The sequence below is a fragment of the Pseudomonas sp. 32A genome (assembly GCF_052682255.1).
Map to the genome: position 1 here is coordinate 2712257 of NZ_JBQYLY010000001.1, position 19330 is coordinate 2731586.

Genomic DNA, 19330 nt, shown 5'->3' on the forward strand with positions numbered 1-19330 from the left:
GACAGCGCCGGTCAGGTTCACAAGTGGATGCAGAACTGGAACGGCAGCTGGTACGACAGCGGCGTCATCGGCACCGTGCATGCCCAAGGCGACGGCACCTATGAGGTCTCGTACCTGGACGGCAGCGGTAGCAGCACCAGCTCTGCGACGACCAGCAATGCCGGCAGCGGGTTTGCATTGCTCAGCGGCTTGTCCAGCGTGGAGGCCATTGGTATCAACAGCGGGGTCAGCCTCAACGACCTCAAACCGTACGACTCGGACGGCAAGCCACAGAGCAACATCGATCCGAAGGACTTGGCCAACGCTATCCTGGGCCACACCGAGGCGACCTTGCCGGGCTCTGACACCATTAACGGCGGCGATGGCAATGACATCATCTTCGGTGACCTGGTGAGCTTCAGTGGGGTCACCGGCGAGGGCTACAACGCGCTGCAGGCCTTCGTCGCACAGAAAACCGGGGTGGCCGTCACGGCCGTCACCACGTCGAACGTGCATCAGTACGTGACCGAACACTACGCCGACTTTGATGTGTCCGGCGCCAAGGACGGGAACGACACGCTGCTGGGCGGCAACGGCGACGACATCCTGTTCGGTCAGGGCGGCAATGACTACCTCGATGGCGGCAAGGGTAATGACATCCTGCTGGGCGGTACCGGCAACGACACGTTGATCGGCGGGCAGGGCAACGACATCCTGGTGGGTGGTTCCGGTGCTGATTTGTTCGTGTGGAAGGCTGGTGACTTGGGCAACGACGTGATCAAGGACTTTAAGGCCGCGGACGGTGACCGGATTGACCTGCGGGATCTGTTGAAAGGTGAGAGCGACAGCACCATCGACAACTACCTCAAGATCACCACGGTGGAAGGCGTCTCGACACTGCAAGTCAGTACCGAAGGTAACCTGAACAAGGCCGGCGGTCTGGCGAACGCAGATGTCACCATCAAGCTGGAAGGCAACGACTGGTCTCACACCAGCATCAACTCGCTGATCAGTGGTGCCGACCCGACCATCAAGATCGATCACACCGCCTAAGCCTGCGTTCATCGGCCGCCCAACCGGGCGGCCGATGTCCATTAATGGCTCGTCACTGGCTCTGTGGGACGATTGCACCGCATACTCGCACCCATTACCCACCGTTAGCCTGTGTTGATGGCTGCGGGCTTCATTGCTGAGGGATTGTTATGTTTTATGTGCAACGTGATGCCCACGGCGGGCTGATTCGCGTAGAGGCCGCGCCCTTCACCGAGTCAACGGAAACGCTGCCGGCCGATCACCATGAGATTGAAGCGTGGTATGCCAATACGCTCGTCGAAACCAGCTTGAATCAGCTCAAGCAAAGCGACCTGGAGATGATTCGGGTGCTGGATGACTTGATCCAGGTATTGACCAGCAAGGGGGTGATTCGCGTCACCGACCTGCCGCCGGCAGCCCAGGCCAAACTGTTGGATCGCAACCAGGCGCGGGAAGCACTCGGTGGGCTGAACAGCTTGATCAACGATGAAGAAACCGGGCTGATCTGAAGCCACAGACGGTAGCCACTGCCTTGGCAGCGGCTACACGCATTACTTCCAGGGCGCCGGCTCGCCAAACAACTGCCCCTGCACGCCGAAAACGCCCATCTCGCAGATCACCGCCAGCTCACCCTCGGTCTCCACACGCTCAGCGATCAGTGGCAGGTCAATGCTGTGGGCGGCGCGCTGGATGGCTTCGATAAACAGGCGTTTGTCGCTCTCTTGGTCGATGTCGCGAATGTAGCTGCCGTCGATCTTCAGGTAGGCCAGGCCCAGGCGCGCCAGGTTGCCGATCATGCTGAAGCGCCCGCCGAAGCGCTGCAGGCTCAAGGAGAAATTGAGCTCGCGCAGGCGATGGGTCAGTTGCTCAAGCGCCGCTTGTTCCGGCAGTTGCTCTTCGCCGATTTCCAGGGTCAGCCGTGGGCCAAGATTGGAGTGTTGACGCAACAACTCGAACACTCGATTCAGGGCTTGAGGGTCGGCCAAGGTCGCGGCCGACAGGTTCAGCGCGAGGGATTCGGTGTGGCCGGCCATCTGCTTGAACACCAGCTCCAGCATCATGCGGTCAAGGCGCGCCGACCAGCCGAAGCGTTCAAGCCATGGCAGGAAACGCCCCGCCGCAATCGTCTGTCCTTGGTCGCCCTGCAGGCGTGACAGCACTTTGTAGTGCAGCACCATCTGCGGGTCGTGGCTGGCAACCACCGGCTGGAAATAGAGTTGAAAACGTTGCTCGGTCAACGCACGGTCGAGCAAGGTATGCCAGGCATGATGGTCATCGCCAACGCTGGCCGGCGCGCTATGGTCCAGGCACACCCAACTGGTGTCCCCTTGGGTCTCCGCCTGGGCAAGGGCCTGGTCGGCCAGTGTCAGCACGGCCTGGGGTGCGTCGCCATGGTTGAACGGTGCCAGGCCGATGTAAGCGACCGGCGTGACATCGCTGGCACCCGTGGCTTGCAGGCTAAGCAGGACGTTTTCCAGGTTTTGCGCCAGCTGCAACGCCTCTTCGCGTACCAGCCCCGGCGCCAGCACGGCAAACTCGCCGCCGCGGATCCGGGTGACCAGGTTGTGGGTTTCCGGGTACGGCTCGCACTGACGCAACAGTTGCTCGCCCACCGCCTGCAGCAATTGGTCGGTGCGCTGGCCGCCCAGGCGCTGGTTGAGCCCGGCCAGGTCCTTGACTCGCAGAAGCAGCAAATAACCGGAGTTGGTCTCCTCCGGATTACTCACCCGGGCGTTGAGTTGCATCTCGAAATAGCGCCGGTTAGCCAGGCCGGTGAGGTTGTCCTGGTATGACTCGACCCGCAGCCTTTCACTGCGCTCGGCCTGCTCCTGAAACAGCGCCTTGAGTTTCTCCACCATCTGGTTCATCGCCTGCACCACACGACGTAACTCCGGGGTGCGCGGCAGCTCAGGCAAGCTCAAGAATTCCCGACGGGCAATCGCATGGGACTGTTTGACCATGTAGTCCAAGGGCTTCAATTGTCGGCGCAGCAACAGGGCTCCCAGCACGGCGCTGACAGCGCCACACAGCAACAGCCAGCCAAGGCTGCCAAGCGCGCTTCGCCAGAGCTTGGCCAGGGCGAACATCGGGTGGCTGACCACCTCGACCCGTGCCGCCTGCTCCCAGCCACGGTTAACCAGGGCGTCGCCGCCCGCCGGCTCCAGGCCGATCAGGTTGACGAACCATTTGGGCACGCCGTCGCTGTCGGGGGTACCGTTGCGTTCGACAATGACCTGGTCATTCTTCAGATCTACCACGCGGATGCTGGCGTAGTAGCCGCTGTCGAAGATCGAGCTGACCAGCAACTCCACCATCGCCGGGTCATCGATATTGGGGGTCAATGACAGCGCCAATGCGGTCGCGGCGTCCTGCGCATGGGAGCGCAGCTGGTTGACATATTGGGTGCGCGAACTTTCCAGGCTCACCATGAAGCTGCCGCTGAAGGCGACCACCAAAAACAGACAGATAGCGATCAAAAGCTGTTTGAACAGAGACATCTGTACAGGTACTCCTAGTTGGCAGGCTCGGCTGGAAAGCCTTCCGCACGCATTTTTTTCAACACATCCTGCCAGCGTGACAAGCGTTTGGTATCACCGACTTTTTTGTCGCCCTTGGCGCCCGGCAACCATAAGCCTTCAGCATTGAAGGAGTAGACAGGCAGCAAGTCGGTACGCTGGCTTGCCGGCTGGATTTCATCAGTCAGGCTGTCGAGCACCAGCGGCATCGCGTCCGGCGTCGAGTAATAGGTCAAGACCATGTGGGCGCGATTCTGACGCAACGCCTTGACGTAGGTAATGCGCAATTTGTCGCTGGCGACGCCCAGATGACGCAAGCTGAAATACTTGGCGATTGCATAGTCTTCGCAATCCCCGGCGCCCTTCCACAGGCCTTCGATAGGGGTTTCCCAATAGTCCACCTGGTGCCACAGGTCGATGTCTTCCACATAATGCATTTGCTTGTTGAAGAACAGGTTGACTACTTTAAGCTGCTCCAGCTCGCTGACTTGTTTCTGCGTCGCCAACAACCGCTGCCAGGCATCAATGCGCTGCTGCCCTTCTCCCAACGGGCCGTACAGTGCGGTTGCTTTGCGGCTGATCTGGGAGAAATCCCAATCGGCATGCAACCCGCCAGGCAATAAGCCAGCCAGCAATAGCACCGAAAAAAGCCAGCGCAGGACCCAAGGGGGAATAAAACGTACCGCCAAAGCGTTCAATCCGTAGAAGAAGACGGAGTAGCGTTGGATGGTGAAGGTTCGAATGGTAAAAAACAATGGCACGGTGCAATCACCGCGGCAGCACCCATTTTTCCACCGCGGCCGTAAGACGCAGCAAGCAAGAAATGTGGGTCAAAAAGCAGCGTTGTTGAGTCGCTTACAAGCCGAAACCTTGCCTGTTTGACAAGCTTGTGGACAAACTCTAGTGTGCATTGGATCCAATTAGCCACCTCACCCTGAAAAGGAGGATAGCGTAGTCGTGACGCAGAAGCCGAACCCTTTGAGCAGCATCCAGATCAGCGGGCCTATCCCCGCCCATCTCGCTCGCTCCGTGATTGAAGAAACATTGCGCAACGCCATCCTGGATGGCCGCTTGCCCTGCGGCACCGCCATGCGCCAACAGGAGCTGGCCAGCTTGTTCGGGGTCAGCCGGATGCCGGTGCGCGAGGCATTGCGTCAACTGGAAGCCCAGTCACTGCTGCATGTGGTCACCCACAAAGGCGCGGTGGTGGCCCCGCTGATTGAAGACCATTCGGCGGAAACCTACGCTCTGCGCATACTCTTGGAATCCGAAGCGCTGCGCTTGTCGATTCCCCTGCTCACGCCCGATGACATTGCCCAGGCTGGCGCCTTCATTGATGCGCTGGAACGAGAAAGCGACTACACCGAAATCGGCCGGCTCAACCGCCTGTTTCACATGGCGCTGTATGGCAAGGCAGGCAATCAGCGGCTGCTCAAGCTGGTTGAGCACGGCTTGAATGAAGAGGAGCGCTTCCTGCGCTTCAACCTCGAAGCCATGGGCCTGGGCAAGACGTCCCAGGAAGACCACCGGGAACTGCTGGATTTGGTGGCAAAAAAGAAGATCGAAGAAAGCATCCTGACGTTGCGTAACCACCTCACCCGCGGCATGGAGGTGATTACGGGTTACCTCAGGAGCCTTGAGCAGAGCGACGATAAAACATCGCTGTGAATGCTCTTAGGAACTGAATCTCTCCCTTCGACCACATAGCGCTGCGAAGCCGCCTGGGTCAGGGGAGCTCAGTGCATTACGGCGGCGAAGTTTTTGCCCGGCGAAACATTAGTTAAAAATAACCACTCCAGCTCAATATTTAATACCCAAGGAAACTTCCCACACCTCATATAACACACCAACTACAGCAACACATTTATTTGCAAAAACTTATAAAACTTAAAGCCGCTGAACACCCAATCAGATTATTGTTTTTTATTATCCATACTCCCAATCTCCCAAACCAATAGCGTGAACTCATGCTCGGGCGTCACCGTGAGTGGCGTTCCTTTAAATAAAGCCTTGTGTTTTGTCACAGCGTGCGACTTCTTGAATAACGGAGCCAGCCTCAAGCATGGCTAATCCGCTATCAAGGCATCCGCGCGCGTGAAAACCAATGTTTATTTGTCGCTGAAGCAAAACGCTTTTATCAGGGAAGAGACAACGACTTATAGGCATCGACCATGCTCCAGCATTCACACCTGCTTAAACAAAAAAAGCTGCAGTTGCACAGCCATCCATTATTTTTACAAATAAATACGCTTCAACAGTTGCACTACTTTATGGAGAGCCACGTATTCGCCGTTTGGGATTTCATGACACTGACCAAGCGCCTGCAACATGACCTCACTGGTATGCGCCTGCCCTGGTTACCGCCAACGGATCCACAAGCGGCTCGCCTGATCAATGAAATCGTACTGGGCGAAGAGTCGGACGCGTACCCCGGCCACGGACACCGCAGCCACTTCGAACTGTACCTGGAGGCCATGCGTGAAGTTGGCGCGAATACGGCGACCATCGAGCGGTTCGTCAGCCTGCAACGTGACGGCGACGATGCAGAAACGGCCCTGCAAAAAATCGATATTCACCCTGTCGTGGCCCGGTTCGTCAGAAGCACACTGCAGGTTGCGCTGAACGCGCCCACCCACTGCGTAGCAGCTGCCTTTCTGCACGGCCGCGAGAGCGTCATCCCGTCAATGTTCAAACGCATTCTGGAGAGCTGCGAGATAGCTCACCGCCAGGCGCCGACCTTCTGCTACTACCTCAACCGCCACATGGAAATCGACGCCGAAGAGCATGGCCCGGCGGCGGCGCAATTGCTGCAACGCCTTATCCTCGCCGACCCGCGTCGCGAGCAGCAAGCCAACAGTAGCGCCCTCGGCGCCGTGGAAAGCCGCCTGGCCTTTTGGGACGGGTTGTACCTGCGCCTGTTGGAGGTGAGCGTATGAACCCTGCCGACTACCGCTCATTTGCGGACGACTGGGAGCGCCGCGCGACTATCCGCACGCGCCCGCGCCGCTTGCTGGAAAATGATCAAAAGTTGATTTATCCCTTGAGCCGACAACCCTTGGTGCTGAGCGCGACCTTTATCGATCAATGCCCACAGCATCGGGATTTTGTCTTGCTGCAGACGTTCTATAAGTTCATCAACGACGTGGTGATCTTTGAAACCGAGATCGTCGACAAGACCGCACGCAGCATTGCCAAGAATCGCTTTTCAGTGCCCTTCCCGCTCGCCTGTCGCTACGACGCCATGACCGTAGTAGTGGATGAGGATTACCACGCCCTCGTCGCCCTCGATTTCATGCAACAGACCGTCGAGATGACCGGCATCCCGGCCCTGGAGCTGCCTGGGCAAATCGAGCTGAGCCGTGCCTTGCCTGCCGCGCTGGCGCTGGCCCCCGAACACCTGCGCGATGCCATGGAACTGATCGCGGTGGCCATCGCCGAGAACACAGTGACCCATGACGTGGCCGCGTTTTCAAAGGACGACAGTGTCAAGCAATCCATCCGTGGATTGATGGCCGACCACTTGTGTGACGAGGGCCGACATGCAGTTTTCTGGACGCGTCTGGTGCGTATTTATTGGCACTCTGCCAACGCCTCGGACCGCGACTGCATCGCCCGGATCCTGCCGGTATTTCTCCAGCATTATTTGACCCACGACCTGCAAAAAAACTTCGACCTGCAATTGATCGAGCACCTGGATGTCAGTGACGACACGCGCTCTGCGCTGCGTGCTGAAGTGCAGGCGATGGGCTTTCCCATTACCCGCCAGCACCCACTGATGGGCAATATCATGGGGTTCCTGAATCACAGCGGCCTGCTGCAAACACCGAGCGTGGTTCGGGCGTTGGATGCCTTTCTTCCGGCATCAGGAGGGCACCCATGAGGCACCTGAAAATTGGGCTGACGGGTTCCAGTGCGGCGTTGAATGAAATCAGTGAGGCGCTGGCGCAATACGGTCATGGGTTGGTGCGAGCACGGGATATAGCCCGCGTCGATCTGCTGATCGATGACGGCAGCGAGGAGGTTCCGCCAGGCCTGACTTGCACAGCCTTGATGAGCCTGCGCGTGGGTATGGGAACGTTGAGTGACTGCGGACTGCCAACCCTGCAGTTCAGGTGTTACGACCACTCACGGCGACTTCTGGCGACTCTGGACGTTGCCGACCAAGCCAGTGGGAATGGTCAACGGTGGCGTCAACAGGCAGTCAGCGACTTGGTGGAATGGGTGGCCCAGCAGGTGAGTGGGTTCTCCCGGGACCCGGGCTACTTCTCGCAGACGGCCGTCGCCTCCGATGATCCGGAACACGGCCTGCAAGCGCTCGCATCGCTGGCTTACCTGCATCGCTTTAACCAGACCGCCGATGCGGAGTTGTGGCAGCAAGCCCAGGTGCCACTGATCGAACGACTGGAAAACAGCCTTCAAACCTTCGCCGACCGGCCGGCGCTGAACATGGCTGGCAGCGTGCTGAGTTATCGACAGTTACATCGTATGAGCCTGGCCATCCAGCAACGTCTGGGGCCTCTGCTTAGACACCACGACACACCGCCGGTGATCGGTGTCTGCCTGGGCAAGTCTCCAGAGCTGTACGCCAGCATCCTCGCGGTGCTGGCCTATGGCGCGGTGTACCTGCCCCTGGAGCCAGGCCACCCGCTGCAACGCCAGCAAGTCATGCTGGAAACCGCCGGCGTCGCGGTGCTGCTGGATGACGGCAAGCATCCACTGCGGGACGGTTTTTCTGCATTGGATGTGAGCACGCTCGACACCACCGGCAACCCGCAGCTAATGCGCCAGCGCCCATCCATGGACGCAGCCTGCATGGTGCTCTATACCTCGGGCACCACCGGCCAGCCCAAGGGCGTGCTGCTCAGTCAGCACAATCTGGCGCATTTCACCGCATGGTTCGGTAGCCATGTACGACTGAACGAACACAGCCGGGTCTTACAGTTCTCGCCCTTGAGTTTTGACTCTTCGCTGATTGATATCTTCCCGAGCCTGATAGCGGGCGCCGAGTTGATCGTGCCCAGTGAACACCAGCGACGTGACCCGCAGCAACTGGTGGAGCTGATCCGCCAACAACGTATCACTCACGCCTTCCTGCCTCCCGCGCTGCTGAGCATCCTGCCGCTGGATCAACCCTTGGGCCTGGCCCATGTGATCACCGGCGGTGATGTGTGCGAGCCCTGTGTCATCGAGCAACTGGCGGGGCAGTGTCGCCTGCACAACTTCTACGGCCCCACCGAAGCCACCGTGCTGGCGACCCACCGCACGTTGCTGCCAGGCGACAGTAACCGCAACCTCGGCACGCCCATCGCCAACAGCCAGGTACTGATCCTCGACGAGCAGCTACAACCGGTGGACGAACAGGTGATGGGCGAGCTGTACATCGTCGGCCCTGGTGTCAGCCTGGGTTACCTCAACCAGCCTCGCCAGACCGCCGAGCATTTCGTACACCTGCCGTTGCCCGACGGGCAGACCTTGCGGGCCTATCGCAGCGGCGATCTGGCGAAGTGGACGAAAAGCGGGATCGAACTGGGCGGGCGGCGGGATCAGCAAGTGAAGATCCGTGGCTTCCGGGTCGAGCCGCAAGAGGTCGAACATTGCCTGCGCAGCAGTCAGCTGTTTCGCCAAGTGGCGGTGGTGATTGATCGTGACCGGCAAATCCTGGCCTTTGTGGCCCAGCCCGAAACACCAGACGCCCTGACTGCACTGAAACAGCATGCCCGGCAAACACTGCCGGACTATCTGCAACCAACGCTGTGCACGGAGCTTGCGAGCATGCCGTGCACGCCCAACGGAAAGGTCGACCGCCAGGCATTGCTTGCGCTACCGACTCAACCGCTGCCGACCACCCATCACGGCGAACCGCACACGCCGATGCAAGTCCAGTTGCTCAACCTGTGGAGCGAGTTGCTGGGCGTACCGGTCACGCAGTTGTCGACGGATGAAAGCTTCTTCAATCTCGGTGGCCATTCCATCCTCCTGTCGAGGATGCTGCTGCGCATTCGCGAGCAGTTCGGGCGCAGCCTCTCCCTCAGCCGTTTTTTTGAGACCCCCACGGTCCGCACCCTCGCGACGCTGATGGGTGACGATGCACCTCCCGAAGCACCGACCGGCCAGGCAACCCGGGATGCGCTGCGTGAGCTGCATTTGCAGGCATTGCCAGAGGACCGGGCAGGCGAACGTCGTAAAGTGATCGTGACCGGGGCCAACAGTTTTCTCGGGGTGCATATCGTCGAGGCGTTACTGGCCGAGGGCGCACTTGAAGTGGCGTGCCTGGTGCGCGATCACCCTGGACATTCGGCGACCGAGAGGTTTGCCGAGGCACTGCGCGAGTACCGCCTGGAACACCTGGACCTGAGCCGGGTGCGGGTGTATGCCGCCGACATCAGTCAGCCGCGTCTTGGCTTGGCCAGCGAGGCGTATGAGTACCTCGCCGGGACGTTCGGCGTGTTGGTGCACAACGCCGCCCACGTCAATCACGTAATGGACTACGCCACGCTGGCCAAGGACAACGTCGAACCCGTGCTGGAATGCCTGCGCCTGTGTGAAACCCGGTGCAAGAAGGTCTTCAACTTTATCTCGACGCTGTCGGCGGCCAGTAGCGTCGACGCACAAGGCCAGGTTCTCGAAACACTCGCTGCCACCAACCCGCCGCTCTACATCCAGAATGGCTACAACCTGTCCAAATGGGTCGCGGAACGCTTGCTGGGACGGGCCGCCGAGCAAGGAACGTGGGTCAATATCCACCGTCCCGGGAACATCAGTTTCAACAGCCGCAGCGGTGTCTGCGAACCACAGAAAAATCGCCTGATGCTGATGCTCAAAGGCTCACTCCAGCTGGGCCTGGTGCCCCGCCTCAAGCTGAATTTTGACTTGATGCCCGTGGACTTTCTTGCCCGGTTTATTGCGTTCCACAGTGGCCGCTGTGGTGATGGAGGAACCGTGTTCAACCTGCACAACCCGCGGCCCTTGAGCTGGGAAACCTACGTCGACGCCTTTCGCCAGGCAGGCCATGCATTCGAACTGGTGAGCGTCGCCCACTGGCAACGTCACCTGCACACAGTAGATAGCCGCAATGCGCTGTTCGGCGTACTGGGTTTCTACCTGAATGGCGTGGGCGAGGACATCGGCGATACATCAATGATCCGGCATGACAACGCACGACGTGGCGTCGAGCAAATGGGCACGCACTACCCCGAGAAAAATCCGGCGCTGTTACGCAAGGGCTGCGAGTACCTCAAGAGCATCGGCTTCCTGCCGCCAGGCTCTCAATTGAAGGAAACCCTATGAAACCCGATACGTTGATTCGCAACCCTTGCGGCAAGCCTGTGGTGTCTTCAGTGATGGTTGCCTGTGATGCCGCACGTGCCTGGGCGGTAGTCGGTGATTTTTCTGGGTTTGATAGATTTATCCCCGCCTTGTCTCACATCGAAATGACCGGTGAGGGCACCGGATCGCTGCGCAAGAAATGCTTCCACGATGGAAATCTGGTGGTGGAACAACTCAACAGCCGGGACGAGCAGGCCATGCACATGAGCTGGACAACGATTTACAACACCTTGGACGTGGCACGGCTGTGGGCAGCCATGGATGTCGAAGCATTGGGAGAGCGCTGCTCACGGGTGACCTGGACGATCATCGCCGAACCGGTTGAACAGGGTATGGAAGAGTTTGAGCCGTTTGTGCAGGCATTCGCCGACAGCGCGCTGGAGAATGTGCGGGCGATGCTTGCCTGAACGGTAGGAGCGAGCTTGCTCGCGAAAAACGAATAGGCGAAACGGGCTATCTGATAGCGCTGCGTTACCGTTGACGTTCTTCGCGAGCAAGCTCGCTCCTACAGGTTAATCATCAGATTTTGAAACTGTCGACCAACTGCTTCAGCCGGTTGGCCTGTTGAGACAACGCGTCGCAATCCTTCAAGGTTTCGTTGAGGTTGGCCACGCCTTGCTGGTTCAGCAGGTTGATCTGGTTGATGTCGACGTTGAGGGTTTCCACCACGGCAGTCTGTTCCTCGGTGGCGGCCGCTACCGACTGGTTCATCCCGTCGATCTCGACGATCCGCTGAGTCACGCTGACCAGGCGCTCACCGGCCTGGTTGGCGACCTCGACGCTTTCTTCGCTGGAGGTCTGGCTGGCGTTCATCGTGGTCACAGCCTCACGCGAACCAATCTGCAGCGAGGTGATCATTTTGTGGATCTCCTCCGCCGACTCTTGGGTGCGGTGCGCCAGGTTGCGGACTTCATCCGCCACCACGGCAAACCCACGTCCGGCTTCACCGGCGCGCGCAGCCTCAATCGCAGCGTTGAGGGCCAGCAAGTTGGTTTGCTGGGAGATGCCTTTGATCACATCCAGGATGTGGCCAATGTTGTCGGTGCTGGCGTTCAGGGTTTCAATCTGTGTGCAGGACAGGCTGATTTTTTGCGAAAGCTCCGACATCGCGAGGATGGTTTTCTCCACCACCTTGCGCCCGTCATCAGCCTGCTCGCTGGCACCGCTGGCGTGTTGCGAAGCATCAGCGGCGTTGCGCGCGATTTCCTGAGTGGCGGCACCCAGCTCGTTGATTGCCGCGGCCACGCTGTTGGTACGGGCGCTTTGTTCGTCGGAGCCGACGATCGATGCGTTGGACGAGGCCATTACACGCTGGGACAAGTCATGTACTTGGCGGGTAGCCGAGGAAACTTCGGAAATTGACGCGTGAATACGCTCGACGAACTGGTTGAAGGCACTGCCCAAGTCACCGAATTCATCCTTGCTTTCCACGGTCAGGCGGCGGGTCAAGTCACCCTCGCCCTGGGCAATGTCCTGCATGGCGCGCCCCATGGTGGTCAGCGGGCGCATCAAGACCTGGATCAGCAGGCTCAGGAACACCGCGATGGCGGCGACTGCAATAAACATGGCGATCAATGCCGAGGTGCGGAACTTGCCCAGCGGTGCGTAGGCTTTGTCTTTGTCGATCGACAGGCCGATGTACCAATCTGCATTCGGTAACCCGCTGATCGGGGTGAAGGACAGGATCCGTTCCTGGCCATTGAGGACCACTTCCTGGCTGACCTTCTCGATGCGTACGTTAGTGCCCGGGTAGATGTCCTTGAGGTTTTTCATCACCTGGTCCTGGTCCGGGCTGACGATCACCTGGCCGTCACCGCTGACCAGGAATGCATGGCCGATGCCGCCGAAATCCACCGAATTGATGATCTTCACCAGGGTTTGCAGGCTCAGGTCACCGCCAACCACGCCTAGCAGTTCACCATTCTTTTTCACCGGCATCGCGATGGTCACGATCAGCCCACCTACCGCTGCCATATAGGGCGGCGTGAGCATGGTCTTGTCGGCGGCCACCGCTTGTTTGTACCAAGGACGCTGACGTGGGTCATAGTCATCCGGCATTTTGGCGTCGGGCCGTTGGGTGAACACACCGTTGGTTGAACCGACGTAGGTGAACTGGAAGTTGGAGGTAAATGCCGACTGGTCGACCAACCCCGGAAGATCGGCAGCGCTGCCCTGGTGGGCCACGTTTTGCGCCAGGCTTTCCAACACCAGTACCCGGCCGCTGAGCCAGTTCTGCACACTGCTGGCGGTCAGCTCACCGGACTGCTGGATAGACGATTCCAGGTTTTGCCGGATGGTGTTGCGCTGCAGGTAGTCGTTGTAGAACGTGAATAACGCGAAGGCCAGAACCACTACGCCTGACGCGGCCAACAGAATTTTATGACTGAACTTGAGATTCATTTCATTGACTTCTTTTTGCCAAAAGGGGGTGAGCGTGCCGGATGCAACATTCCATGTAACGGGATAGGCAGACTCTGTGACTGCTCTATTTCGGTGCACGCATGGCTCGTCAGGCTGTCGGCCAAGTCAGGATAAATCTTAGGAATTTGTGAGAAGCATCTGCTTTTTGCGTCAGAAGCCGACCAGCGGTAGCCCCCCGATGGCAGGAGTTGCAAAATTTTTCAGCCTTGCCGACAATGCGACTAATTATCATTTGTGACGCTTTGCCAGGCCGCGTGAATGCCCTCTTCCGAGTACGCAGTACAGACGCTCTATAGCAACCATCATGGCTGGCTGAACACCTGGCTGCGCAGCCGACTGGGTAATGCAGCAGATGCGGCAGACCTGGCGCAGGACACGTTCGTGCGCTTGCTGCAAAAAACCGAACGCTTCGAACTCAAGGCTCCTCGGGCCTTCCTGCGCACCATCGCCCGAGGCCTGGTGATCGATCATTGGCGTCGCGAAGAAATCGAGCGCGCCTATCTGGAGTCCATCGCGCATTTGCCCGACGCCTTGGCACCGAGTGCTGAAGAGCGTGCGCTGATTCTGGAATTGCTGGAGTCCGTCGCCCGGCTTCTGGACGGACTCAAGCCCAAGGTGCGCAAGGCGTTTCTACTGGCTCAGTGCGACGGGCTGACATACAAGCAGATTGCGCAGCAGATGGGCGTGTCGTTGCGCTCGGTGGAGCGGTATGTCGCCGAGGCCCTGTATCACTGTTATGTGCTGCGGTATGAGGCATGACCTCGATGGATAACACGGCGCGCTCCGGGCCCGACCCGCAGGTGGTCAAGCAGGCCATCAGCTGGATGCTGCGCTTGCGTAATAATCGCGCGAATGTCCGGTTGAAGGCGCAGTGCGAGCACTGGCGTGAGGCTCATCATGAACACGAGTTGGCCTGGCAACGCGTGCAGGCGCTGCAACATGAGTTGAGCAGCCAGTTAGCGGCGATTCCTGGCGCCCATGCGACGCTGGAGAACAGTGCCCAGCGCCTTGGTCGCCGGCAAGCGTTGAAGGTGTTGTCCGGTGTGCTGTTGATGGGCTCGGCGGCCTGGGTCAGCCGAGACCTCACCGGTTGGCAGCGTTGGACCTCGGACCTGGCTACCACCACCGGCGAGCGTCGCAGCGTGCAACTGCCGGATGGCACACGCCTGCAGCTCAACACCGACAGCGCGGTGGACCTGGACTTCAACCCGCAGCAACGCCTGATCACGTTGGTACGCGGGGAAATCCTGGTGACCTGCGGCGCCGTTGCGACCGCACCGTTGCTGGTTCGCACGCGCCATGGCTTGTTCGAAGGCATCGACGGGCGGTTTGTGGTGCGTCAGGACGGTGATTGCACGCGCTTGAGCGTGGCTTCAGGCAACGTCGCGATTCATTCACCCCATACCGCCGACGGACTGTTCACTCAAGTGCATGCAGGAGAAAGCTACGTGGTGCGTCAGAACGGGGCCGTTCTCGCGCCGCCCTCGGATATGGATACTGGGGCCTGGGCCGACGGATTGATCGTCACCCGCAACATGCGTCTTGCCGACTTCCTGGCGGAGGTGGGGCGCTATCGCCAGGGCTATCTGGGCTGTTCAAGTGATATCGCAGACTTGCGCCTGTCGGGTGTTTTTCGCCTGGAAGACACCGAGAAGCTGTTGGCAATCCTTCCGCAGACGCTGCCTGTGCGCCTGCGCTATCGCACACGCTGGTGGGTGAGCCTGGAGCGTCAGGCCTGATTATTTCTGTCGCACCTGATTATTTTTGGCGGCTTTTTTCCGTAAGTCCGGCTTAGACAGTAAGCAATTCAATCTGCCTTCAGCGACCTCTACGGATCTCGACAATGACTGTGCGTTTTTTCAGTAACCCACCCTCTTCCTACCCTTTGCTCGGTAAAGCCGTACGTGCAGCGTTGCTGTCGACCACAATGGGCATCGGCTTGCTGCCGGTGGCCGGTGTCGCGGCTGATAGCGGCGTCGAGCGTATCAGCCAGCGCTATGACATCCCTGCAGGCCCGCTGAGCGATGCGCTCAATCAGTTCGCCCGTCAGGCAGGCATCACGCTTTCCAGCACGCCTGCGCAGACTCAGGGCCGCCAATCTGTCGGACTGCATGGGGAGTATTCTGCCGAACAAGGTTTGAGCCAGTTGCTCAACGGGTCAGGCTTGCAGGCGCAGGCTCAGGACGACGTGAGTTTCGTGTTGCAGGCGCAGCCCGAGAGCGAGGCGCTGACCTTGCCGACCACCGACATCAAAGGCTTCGCCCTGGGTAACGCCTTGGGCAGCATGGAGGGCTACAACGCCACTCACAGCCAGATCGCCACCAAGACCAGTACCGCGCTGCTGGAAACGTCCCAGACGGTTTCGGTGGTGACCCGCGAGCAGATGGATGACCAAGGCTCGCAAACCGTTGCCCAGGCCATGCGTTACACCCCTGGCGTGCTGACCAACCCGTATGGCGCGACTCACCGCTATGACTATGTGGCGATGCGTGGCTTCAACGACGGTTCGGTGGACAACATCTACCTCGACGGTCTGAAATCCATGGGGGACAGCGGGACGTACAGCACCATGCAGGTGGACCCGTACTTCCTCGAGCGCGTGGATATTCTTAAAGGCCCGTCATCGGTGCTCTACGGGCGCAGCTCGCCGGGCGGGCTGGTGGCGTTGACTAGCAAGAAGCCATTGTTTGAGCCCTACCATCAGGTGCAGGCCACTGTGGGTTCCCAAGGGCAGCGAGGCATGGGTTTCGACTTCAGCGGCCCGGTGGATGACGACAAGCGTATTGCTTACCGACTGACCGGGCTTGCGGACAGGTCCGACACACAGTTCGACCATGCCAAGGAAAAACGCTACGCACTGGCGCCCACCTTGAGCATCGACTTTACCGATGATACGTCCCTCACACTCCAGGCTTATCTGCAGCATGATCCCGACGGTGGCTACCACGGTGGCATGCCGGCGGATGGCGCGTTGCATCAGCGCAATGGCCAGCGGATCTCCAATCACTTCTTCGAGGGCGAGCCGGACATTGATGGGTACAAGCGGGATCAACAGTCGTTCGGCTACCAATTTGAGCATCGCTTCAATGATGTTTTCACCGCGCGGCAAAACTTTCGGTATCTGGATTCCAAGGTCCGGCTGGACCAGGTGTATGCCTATGGCTGGACCACGCCCACCAGTAATGAGCTGAATCGCTACTATTCAGGCGGTGACGAGAAGCTGCATGCGTTCATCATCGACAACATGCTGCAGGCTGAATTTTTTACCGGTGCGACGAAGCATACGGTGTTGATGGGGGCGGACTATCAGCGGCGCAAAACCGTTGTGGACTGGACCAGTGGCTCTCTTGCGCCGATCAATGCGTTCAATCCGGCGTATGGCAATTCCGAGATCAGTTATTACAGTCCAACCAGTTATCTGCGTCGGCTTGAGCAGACTGGTGTTTACCTGCAGGACCTGATTGAGATGGACAAGTGGCGGTTCTCTCTCGGGCTGCGTCAGGACTGGGTTGAGACCTCCGATGAAAACCGCATTGCTGAAGCGGGACGGCCGCTGGGCACGGAGATCAGTGATAAACGTACCAAGCTGACTGGGCGTGCAGGAGCGCTTTATCTGTTTGATAACGGCCTCGCACCCTACGTCAGCTATTCGGAATCCTTCAACCCGAACTCCTATTCGGACAGTGCCGGCAATCCGTTGGCACCTACCGACGGCACCCAGTGGGAGGTTGGCTTGAAATATCAGCCGCCGGGTACTGACAACCTGTTCACCGCTTCGCTGTTCCGCATCGATCAGGAAAACCTGGCGACCAAACTGCCGCAGGAAAACTTCTATCGCGCGGTAGGTGCTGTGCGCTCCCAGGGCCTGGAGTTGGAGGCGCATATGCAGCTGACCGACAATCTCAAGTTGCTGGGCAGCTACACCTTCACTGATATCGAGTATTCAAAGTCGATGGTCAGCACGTTGAGTACTGCGGGCAACGTGATCGAGAACGAGGGAAATTCGCCGACCCAGGCTCCGCGTCATATGGCATCGGTGTGGGCCGACTACAAATTCGACAGCGGCGCCCTGGATGGCCTGCGGCTCGGCGGTGGCGTGCGCTATGTCGGCTACAGCTGGGCGGATGCGGAGAACACCATGAAAGTGCCCGCCTATACGCTGTTTGATGCCTCGATGGGTTATGACCTCGGCAAGGTTGGTTTGAAGGGTGTGGATGTGCGCCTGAATGCCAACAACCTGACGAACGAGTCTTACGTGGCGTCGTGCGCGAGCCTGAACTTCTGCTACCTGGGTGAAGAGCGCAACGTCAGTGCGACGGTGAGCTACCAGTTCTAATTTCTCTCGATTCATCCAAAGCCAGTGCCTGATTCCAGGCGCTGGCTTTGTCGTCTTTGCAGGAAAACTTTATGCGTGCATTGCTGGTTTTATTTCACCGCTACATCGGATTGGCGACGGCGTTGTTTCTGATGATGGCGGGGATAACGGGCAGCCTTCTGGCGTTCAACCATGAGCTGGATGAATGGCTCAATCCCGGGTTCTACGAAGCGACAGCCAAGGGCCGTGCATTACCGCCAGGGGAACTGGTGGATACGTTGCAGGGGCAGCATCCCAAGCTGCAAGTCTGGTACATGGAATATCCACAAGAGGCCGGTCATACCGCTATGTTGGCGGCAGTCGCCAGAAACGATCCGGCGACGGGCAAACCCTTTGATGAACCTAACCAGGTTTTCTATCTTGATCCGGTGAGTGGTGAAGAACTGGGCCGGCGTGTTTGGGGCGCGTGCTGCTTTCAGCGTGAGAATCTCATCCCGTTCATTCTGGAGTTTCACTACAACCTGACACTGCCGGGAAATTGGGGTTTGTGGCTGATGGGGCTGGTGGCGATTGCGTGGGTGTTCGATTGTTTTATCGCGCTGTGGCTGACTCTGCCTCGGGGCAAACCCTTCTGGAAGAAGTGGTCCACAGCTTGGAAGATCAAGGGTGGTCATGCTTATCGGTTGAATTTCGACCTGCATCGCGCAGGCGGCCTGTGGCTTTGGCTGTTGTTACTGCCGATCGCAGTTAGCAGCGTGGCAATGAATTTGCCGAGTCAGGTGTTCAAGCCCGCAGTGTCGCTGTTCTCACCGGTCGAGGCCAGCGTCTATGAGGCCCGTGGCAGGTTACCGGCCGAACAATTGGGCGTAACCCAACTGAGTTATCAACAGGCCTATGAGCGGGCGCTGGAGGAAGGCAAGCGGCTAGGGCTGACGGCGGCGATTGGAGAGCTGTATTACAGCTTTGAATACAACTTTTATGGAGCTGGTTTTGGGCAACATGATACGGAGGCCCATGGGAAATCCTGGTTGTTTTTCCATGGGACGGACGGGCGTTTATTAGGGCAGGAAATAGCAGGGCAAGGTACGTTGGGAGAGCGCTTTTATCGGCTGCAACTGCCGATCCATGGGGGCAGGATCATAGGGCTGACGGGGCAGGTGTTGATTGCGCTACTGGGGGTAGTGATCGCGATGTTGTCTGCTACCGGGATCTACATTTGGTGGCGTAAGTTACTGGCCAGACGAAGCGGTAAGACACGTAAGGGTTGAGCAGGTATTGTTTTTTTATGTGGCCCCTAAACGACAAAACCCCTGCTGCGTTAGCAGACAGGGGTTTCGGAATTCAATCTTGACGATGACCTACTCTCACATGGGGAAACCCCACACTACCATCGGCGATGCATCGTTTCACTGCTGAGTTCGGGATGGGATCAGGTGGTTCCAATGCTCTATGGTCGTCAAGAAATTCTGTGTACCAGACCGTTGCGTTCGCAACGTGCCGGTGAAAATCATGGACTTCTACATAAACAAAACCCCTGATTGCGTTAGCAATCAGGGGTTTCGGAATTTAATCTTGACGATGACCTACTCTCACATGGGGAAACCCCACACTACCATCGGCGATGCATCGTTTCACTGCTGAGTTCGGGATGGGATCAGGTGGTTCCAATGCTCTATGGTCGTCAAGAAATTCGGGTACTGAGTCGTGACCAGCTGGCCTCGCTTCAGCAAATTGGGTATGT

At 58.6% G+C, this 19330-nt stretch carries 14 protein-coding genes and 2 rRNA genes; 11 read left to right on the plus strand and 5 right to left on the minus strand.

Features of this window, described 5'->3' with window-relative positions; all coding sequences use genetic code 11:
* Positions 1–27 precede the first annotated feature (27 nt).
* Positions 28–1032, plus strand: a complete 1005-nt coding sequence (locus ACUN0G_RS12310; protein ID WP_445575553.1) for a calcium-binding protein — start codon at positions 28–30, stop codon at positions 1030–1032.
* Positions 1033–1181: 149 nt separating this feature from the next.
* On the plus strand, positions 1182–1520 hold the full coding sequence (locus ACUN0G_RS12315; protein ID WP_258343063.1) for a tryptophan synthase subunit beta: 339 nt from the start codon (positions 1182–1184) through the stop codon (positions 1518–1520).
* 42 nt (positions 1521–1562) lie between these two features.
* Here ACUN0G_RS12315 and lapD read toward each other — a convergent pair whose 3' ends face one another.
* Both lapD and lapG read right to left on the minus strand, forming a co-directional pair.
* Complete coding sequence (lapD, locus tag ACUN0G_RS12320) at positions 1563–3509, minus strand: cyclic di-GMP receptor LapD (RefSeq protein ID WP_445573549.1); 1947 nt, start codon at positions 3507–3509, stop codon at positions 1563–1565.
* A gap of 14 nt (positions 3510–3523) precedes the next feature.
* Positions 3524–4216 (minus strand): cysteine protease LapG, encoded by a 693-nt coding sequence (gene lapG, locus ACUN0G_RS12325; RefSeq protein ID WP_167665764.1) that lies wholly within the window; start codon positions 4214–4216, stop codon positions 3524–3526.
* A gap of 268 nt (positions 4217–4484) precedes the next feature.
* Here lapG and ACUN0G_RS12330 point away from each other — a divergent pair, with 268 nt between their 5' ends.
* The 5 genes from ACUN0G_RS12330 to ACUN0G_RS12350 all read left to right on the plus strand — a co-directional run bounded on the left by ACUN0G_RS12330 (position 4485) and on the right by ACUN0G_RS12350 (position 11260).
* Positions 4485–5195 (plus strand): GntR family transcriptional regulator, encoded by a 711-nt coding sequence (locus ACUN0G_RS12330; protein WP_017478015.1) that lies wholly within the window; start codon positions 4485–4487, stop codon positions 5193–5195.
* Positions 5196–5698: 503 nt separating this feature from the next.
* Complete coding sequence (locus tag ACUN0G_RS12335; protein ID WP_258343060.1) at positions 5699–6463, plus strand: DUF3050 domain-containing protein; 765 nt, start codon at positions 5699–5701, stop codon at positions 6461–6463.
* On the plus strand, positions 6460–7407 hold the full coding sequence (locus tag ACUN0G_RS12340; RefSeq protein WP_445573550.1) for a diiron oxygenase: 948 nt from the start codon (positions 6460–6462) through the stop codon (positions 7405–7407). Before ACUN0G_RS12335 ends, ACUN0G_RS12340 begins: the two co-directional genes overlap by 4 nt.
* The gene (locus tag ACUN0G_RS12345) at positions 7404–10814 is read left to right on the plus strand and encodes an amino acid adenylation domain-containing protein (protein ID WP_445573551.1); all 3411 of its coding nucleotides are present in this window, start codon (positions 7404–7406) and stop codon (positions 10812–10814) included. Before ACUN0G_RS12340 ends, ACUN0G_RS12345 begins: the two co-directional genes overlap by 4 nt.
* Positions 10811–11260, plus strand: coding sequence for an SRPBCC family protein (locus ACUN0G_RS12350; protein WP_445573552.1), 450 nt, complete (start codon positions 10811–10813; stop codon positions 11258–11260). Before ACUN0G_RS12345 ends, ACUN0G_RS12350 begins: the two co-directional genes overlap by 4 nt.
* A gap of 112 nt (positions 11261–11372) precedes the next feature.
* Here the strand turns inward: ACUN0G_RS12350 and ACUN0G_RS12355 are convergent, their stop codons facing one another.
* Positions 11373–13253 (minus strand): methyl-accepting chemotaxis protein, encoded by a 1881-nt coding sequence (locus tag ACUN0G_RS12355; RefSeq protein WP_063033679.1) that lies wholly within the window; start codon positions 13251–13253, stop codon positions 11373–11375.
* A gap of 279 nt (positions 13254–13532) precedes the next feature.
* Between ACUN0G_RS12355 and ACUN0G_RS12360 the strand changes: the two genes are divergently transcribed.
* The 4 genes from ACUN0G_RS12360 (at position 13533) to ACUN0G_RS12375 (ending at position 18857) form a co-directional block, all read left to right on the plus strand.
* Complete coding sequence (locus tag ACUN0G_RS12360) at positions 13533–14033, plus strand: sigma-70 family RNA polymerase sigma factor (protein ID WP_093203194.1); 501 nt, start codon at positions 13533–13535, stop codon at positions 14031–14033.
* Positions 14030–15013, plus strand: coding sequence for a FecR domain-containing protein (locus tag ACUN0G_RS12365; RefSeq protein ID WP_445573553.1), 984 nt, complete (start codon positions 14030–14032; stop codon positions 15011–15013). Before ACUN0G_RS12360 ends, ACUN0G_RS12365 begins: the two co-directional genes overlap by 4 nt.
* A gap of 104 nt (positions 15014–15117) precedes the next feature.
* The gene (locus ACUN0G_RS12370) at positions 15118–17610 is read left to right on the plus strand and encodes a TonB-dependent siderophore receptor (RefSeq protein ID WP_445573554.1); all 2493 of its coding nucleotides are present in this window, start codon (positions 15118–15120) and stop codon (positions 17608–17610) included.
* Between the two features lie 71 nt (positions 17611–17681).
* The gene (locus ACUN0G_RS12375) at positions 17682–18857 is read left to right on the plus strand and encodes a PepSY-associated TM helix domain-containing protein (RefSeq protein ID WP_445573555.1); all 1176 of its coding nucleotides are present in this window, start codon (positions 17682–17684) and stop codon (positions 18855–18857) included.
* A 77-nt stretch (positions 18858–18934) separates the two neighbouring features.
* On the opposite strand, the gene rrf (ACUN0G_RS12380) is transcribed toward ACUN0G_RS12375, so the two are convergent.
* Both rrf (ACUN0G_RS12380) and rrf (ACUN0G_RS12385) read right to left on the minus strand, forming a co-directional pair.
* Positions 18935–19050: ribosomal RNA gene (gene rrf / locus ACUN0G_RS12380) — 5S ribosomal RNA — on the minus strand.
* A 109-nt stretch (positions 19051–19159) separates the two neighbouring features.
* A 5S ribosomal RNA gene (rrf, locus tag ACUN0G_RS12385) occupies positions 19160–19275 on the minus strand.
* Positions 19276–19330: the final 55 nt, after the last annotated feature.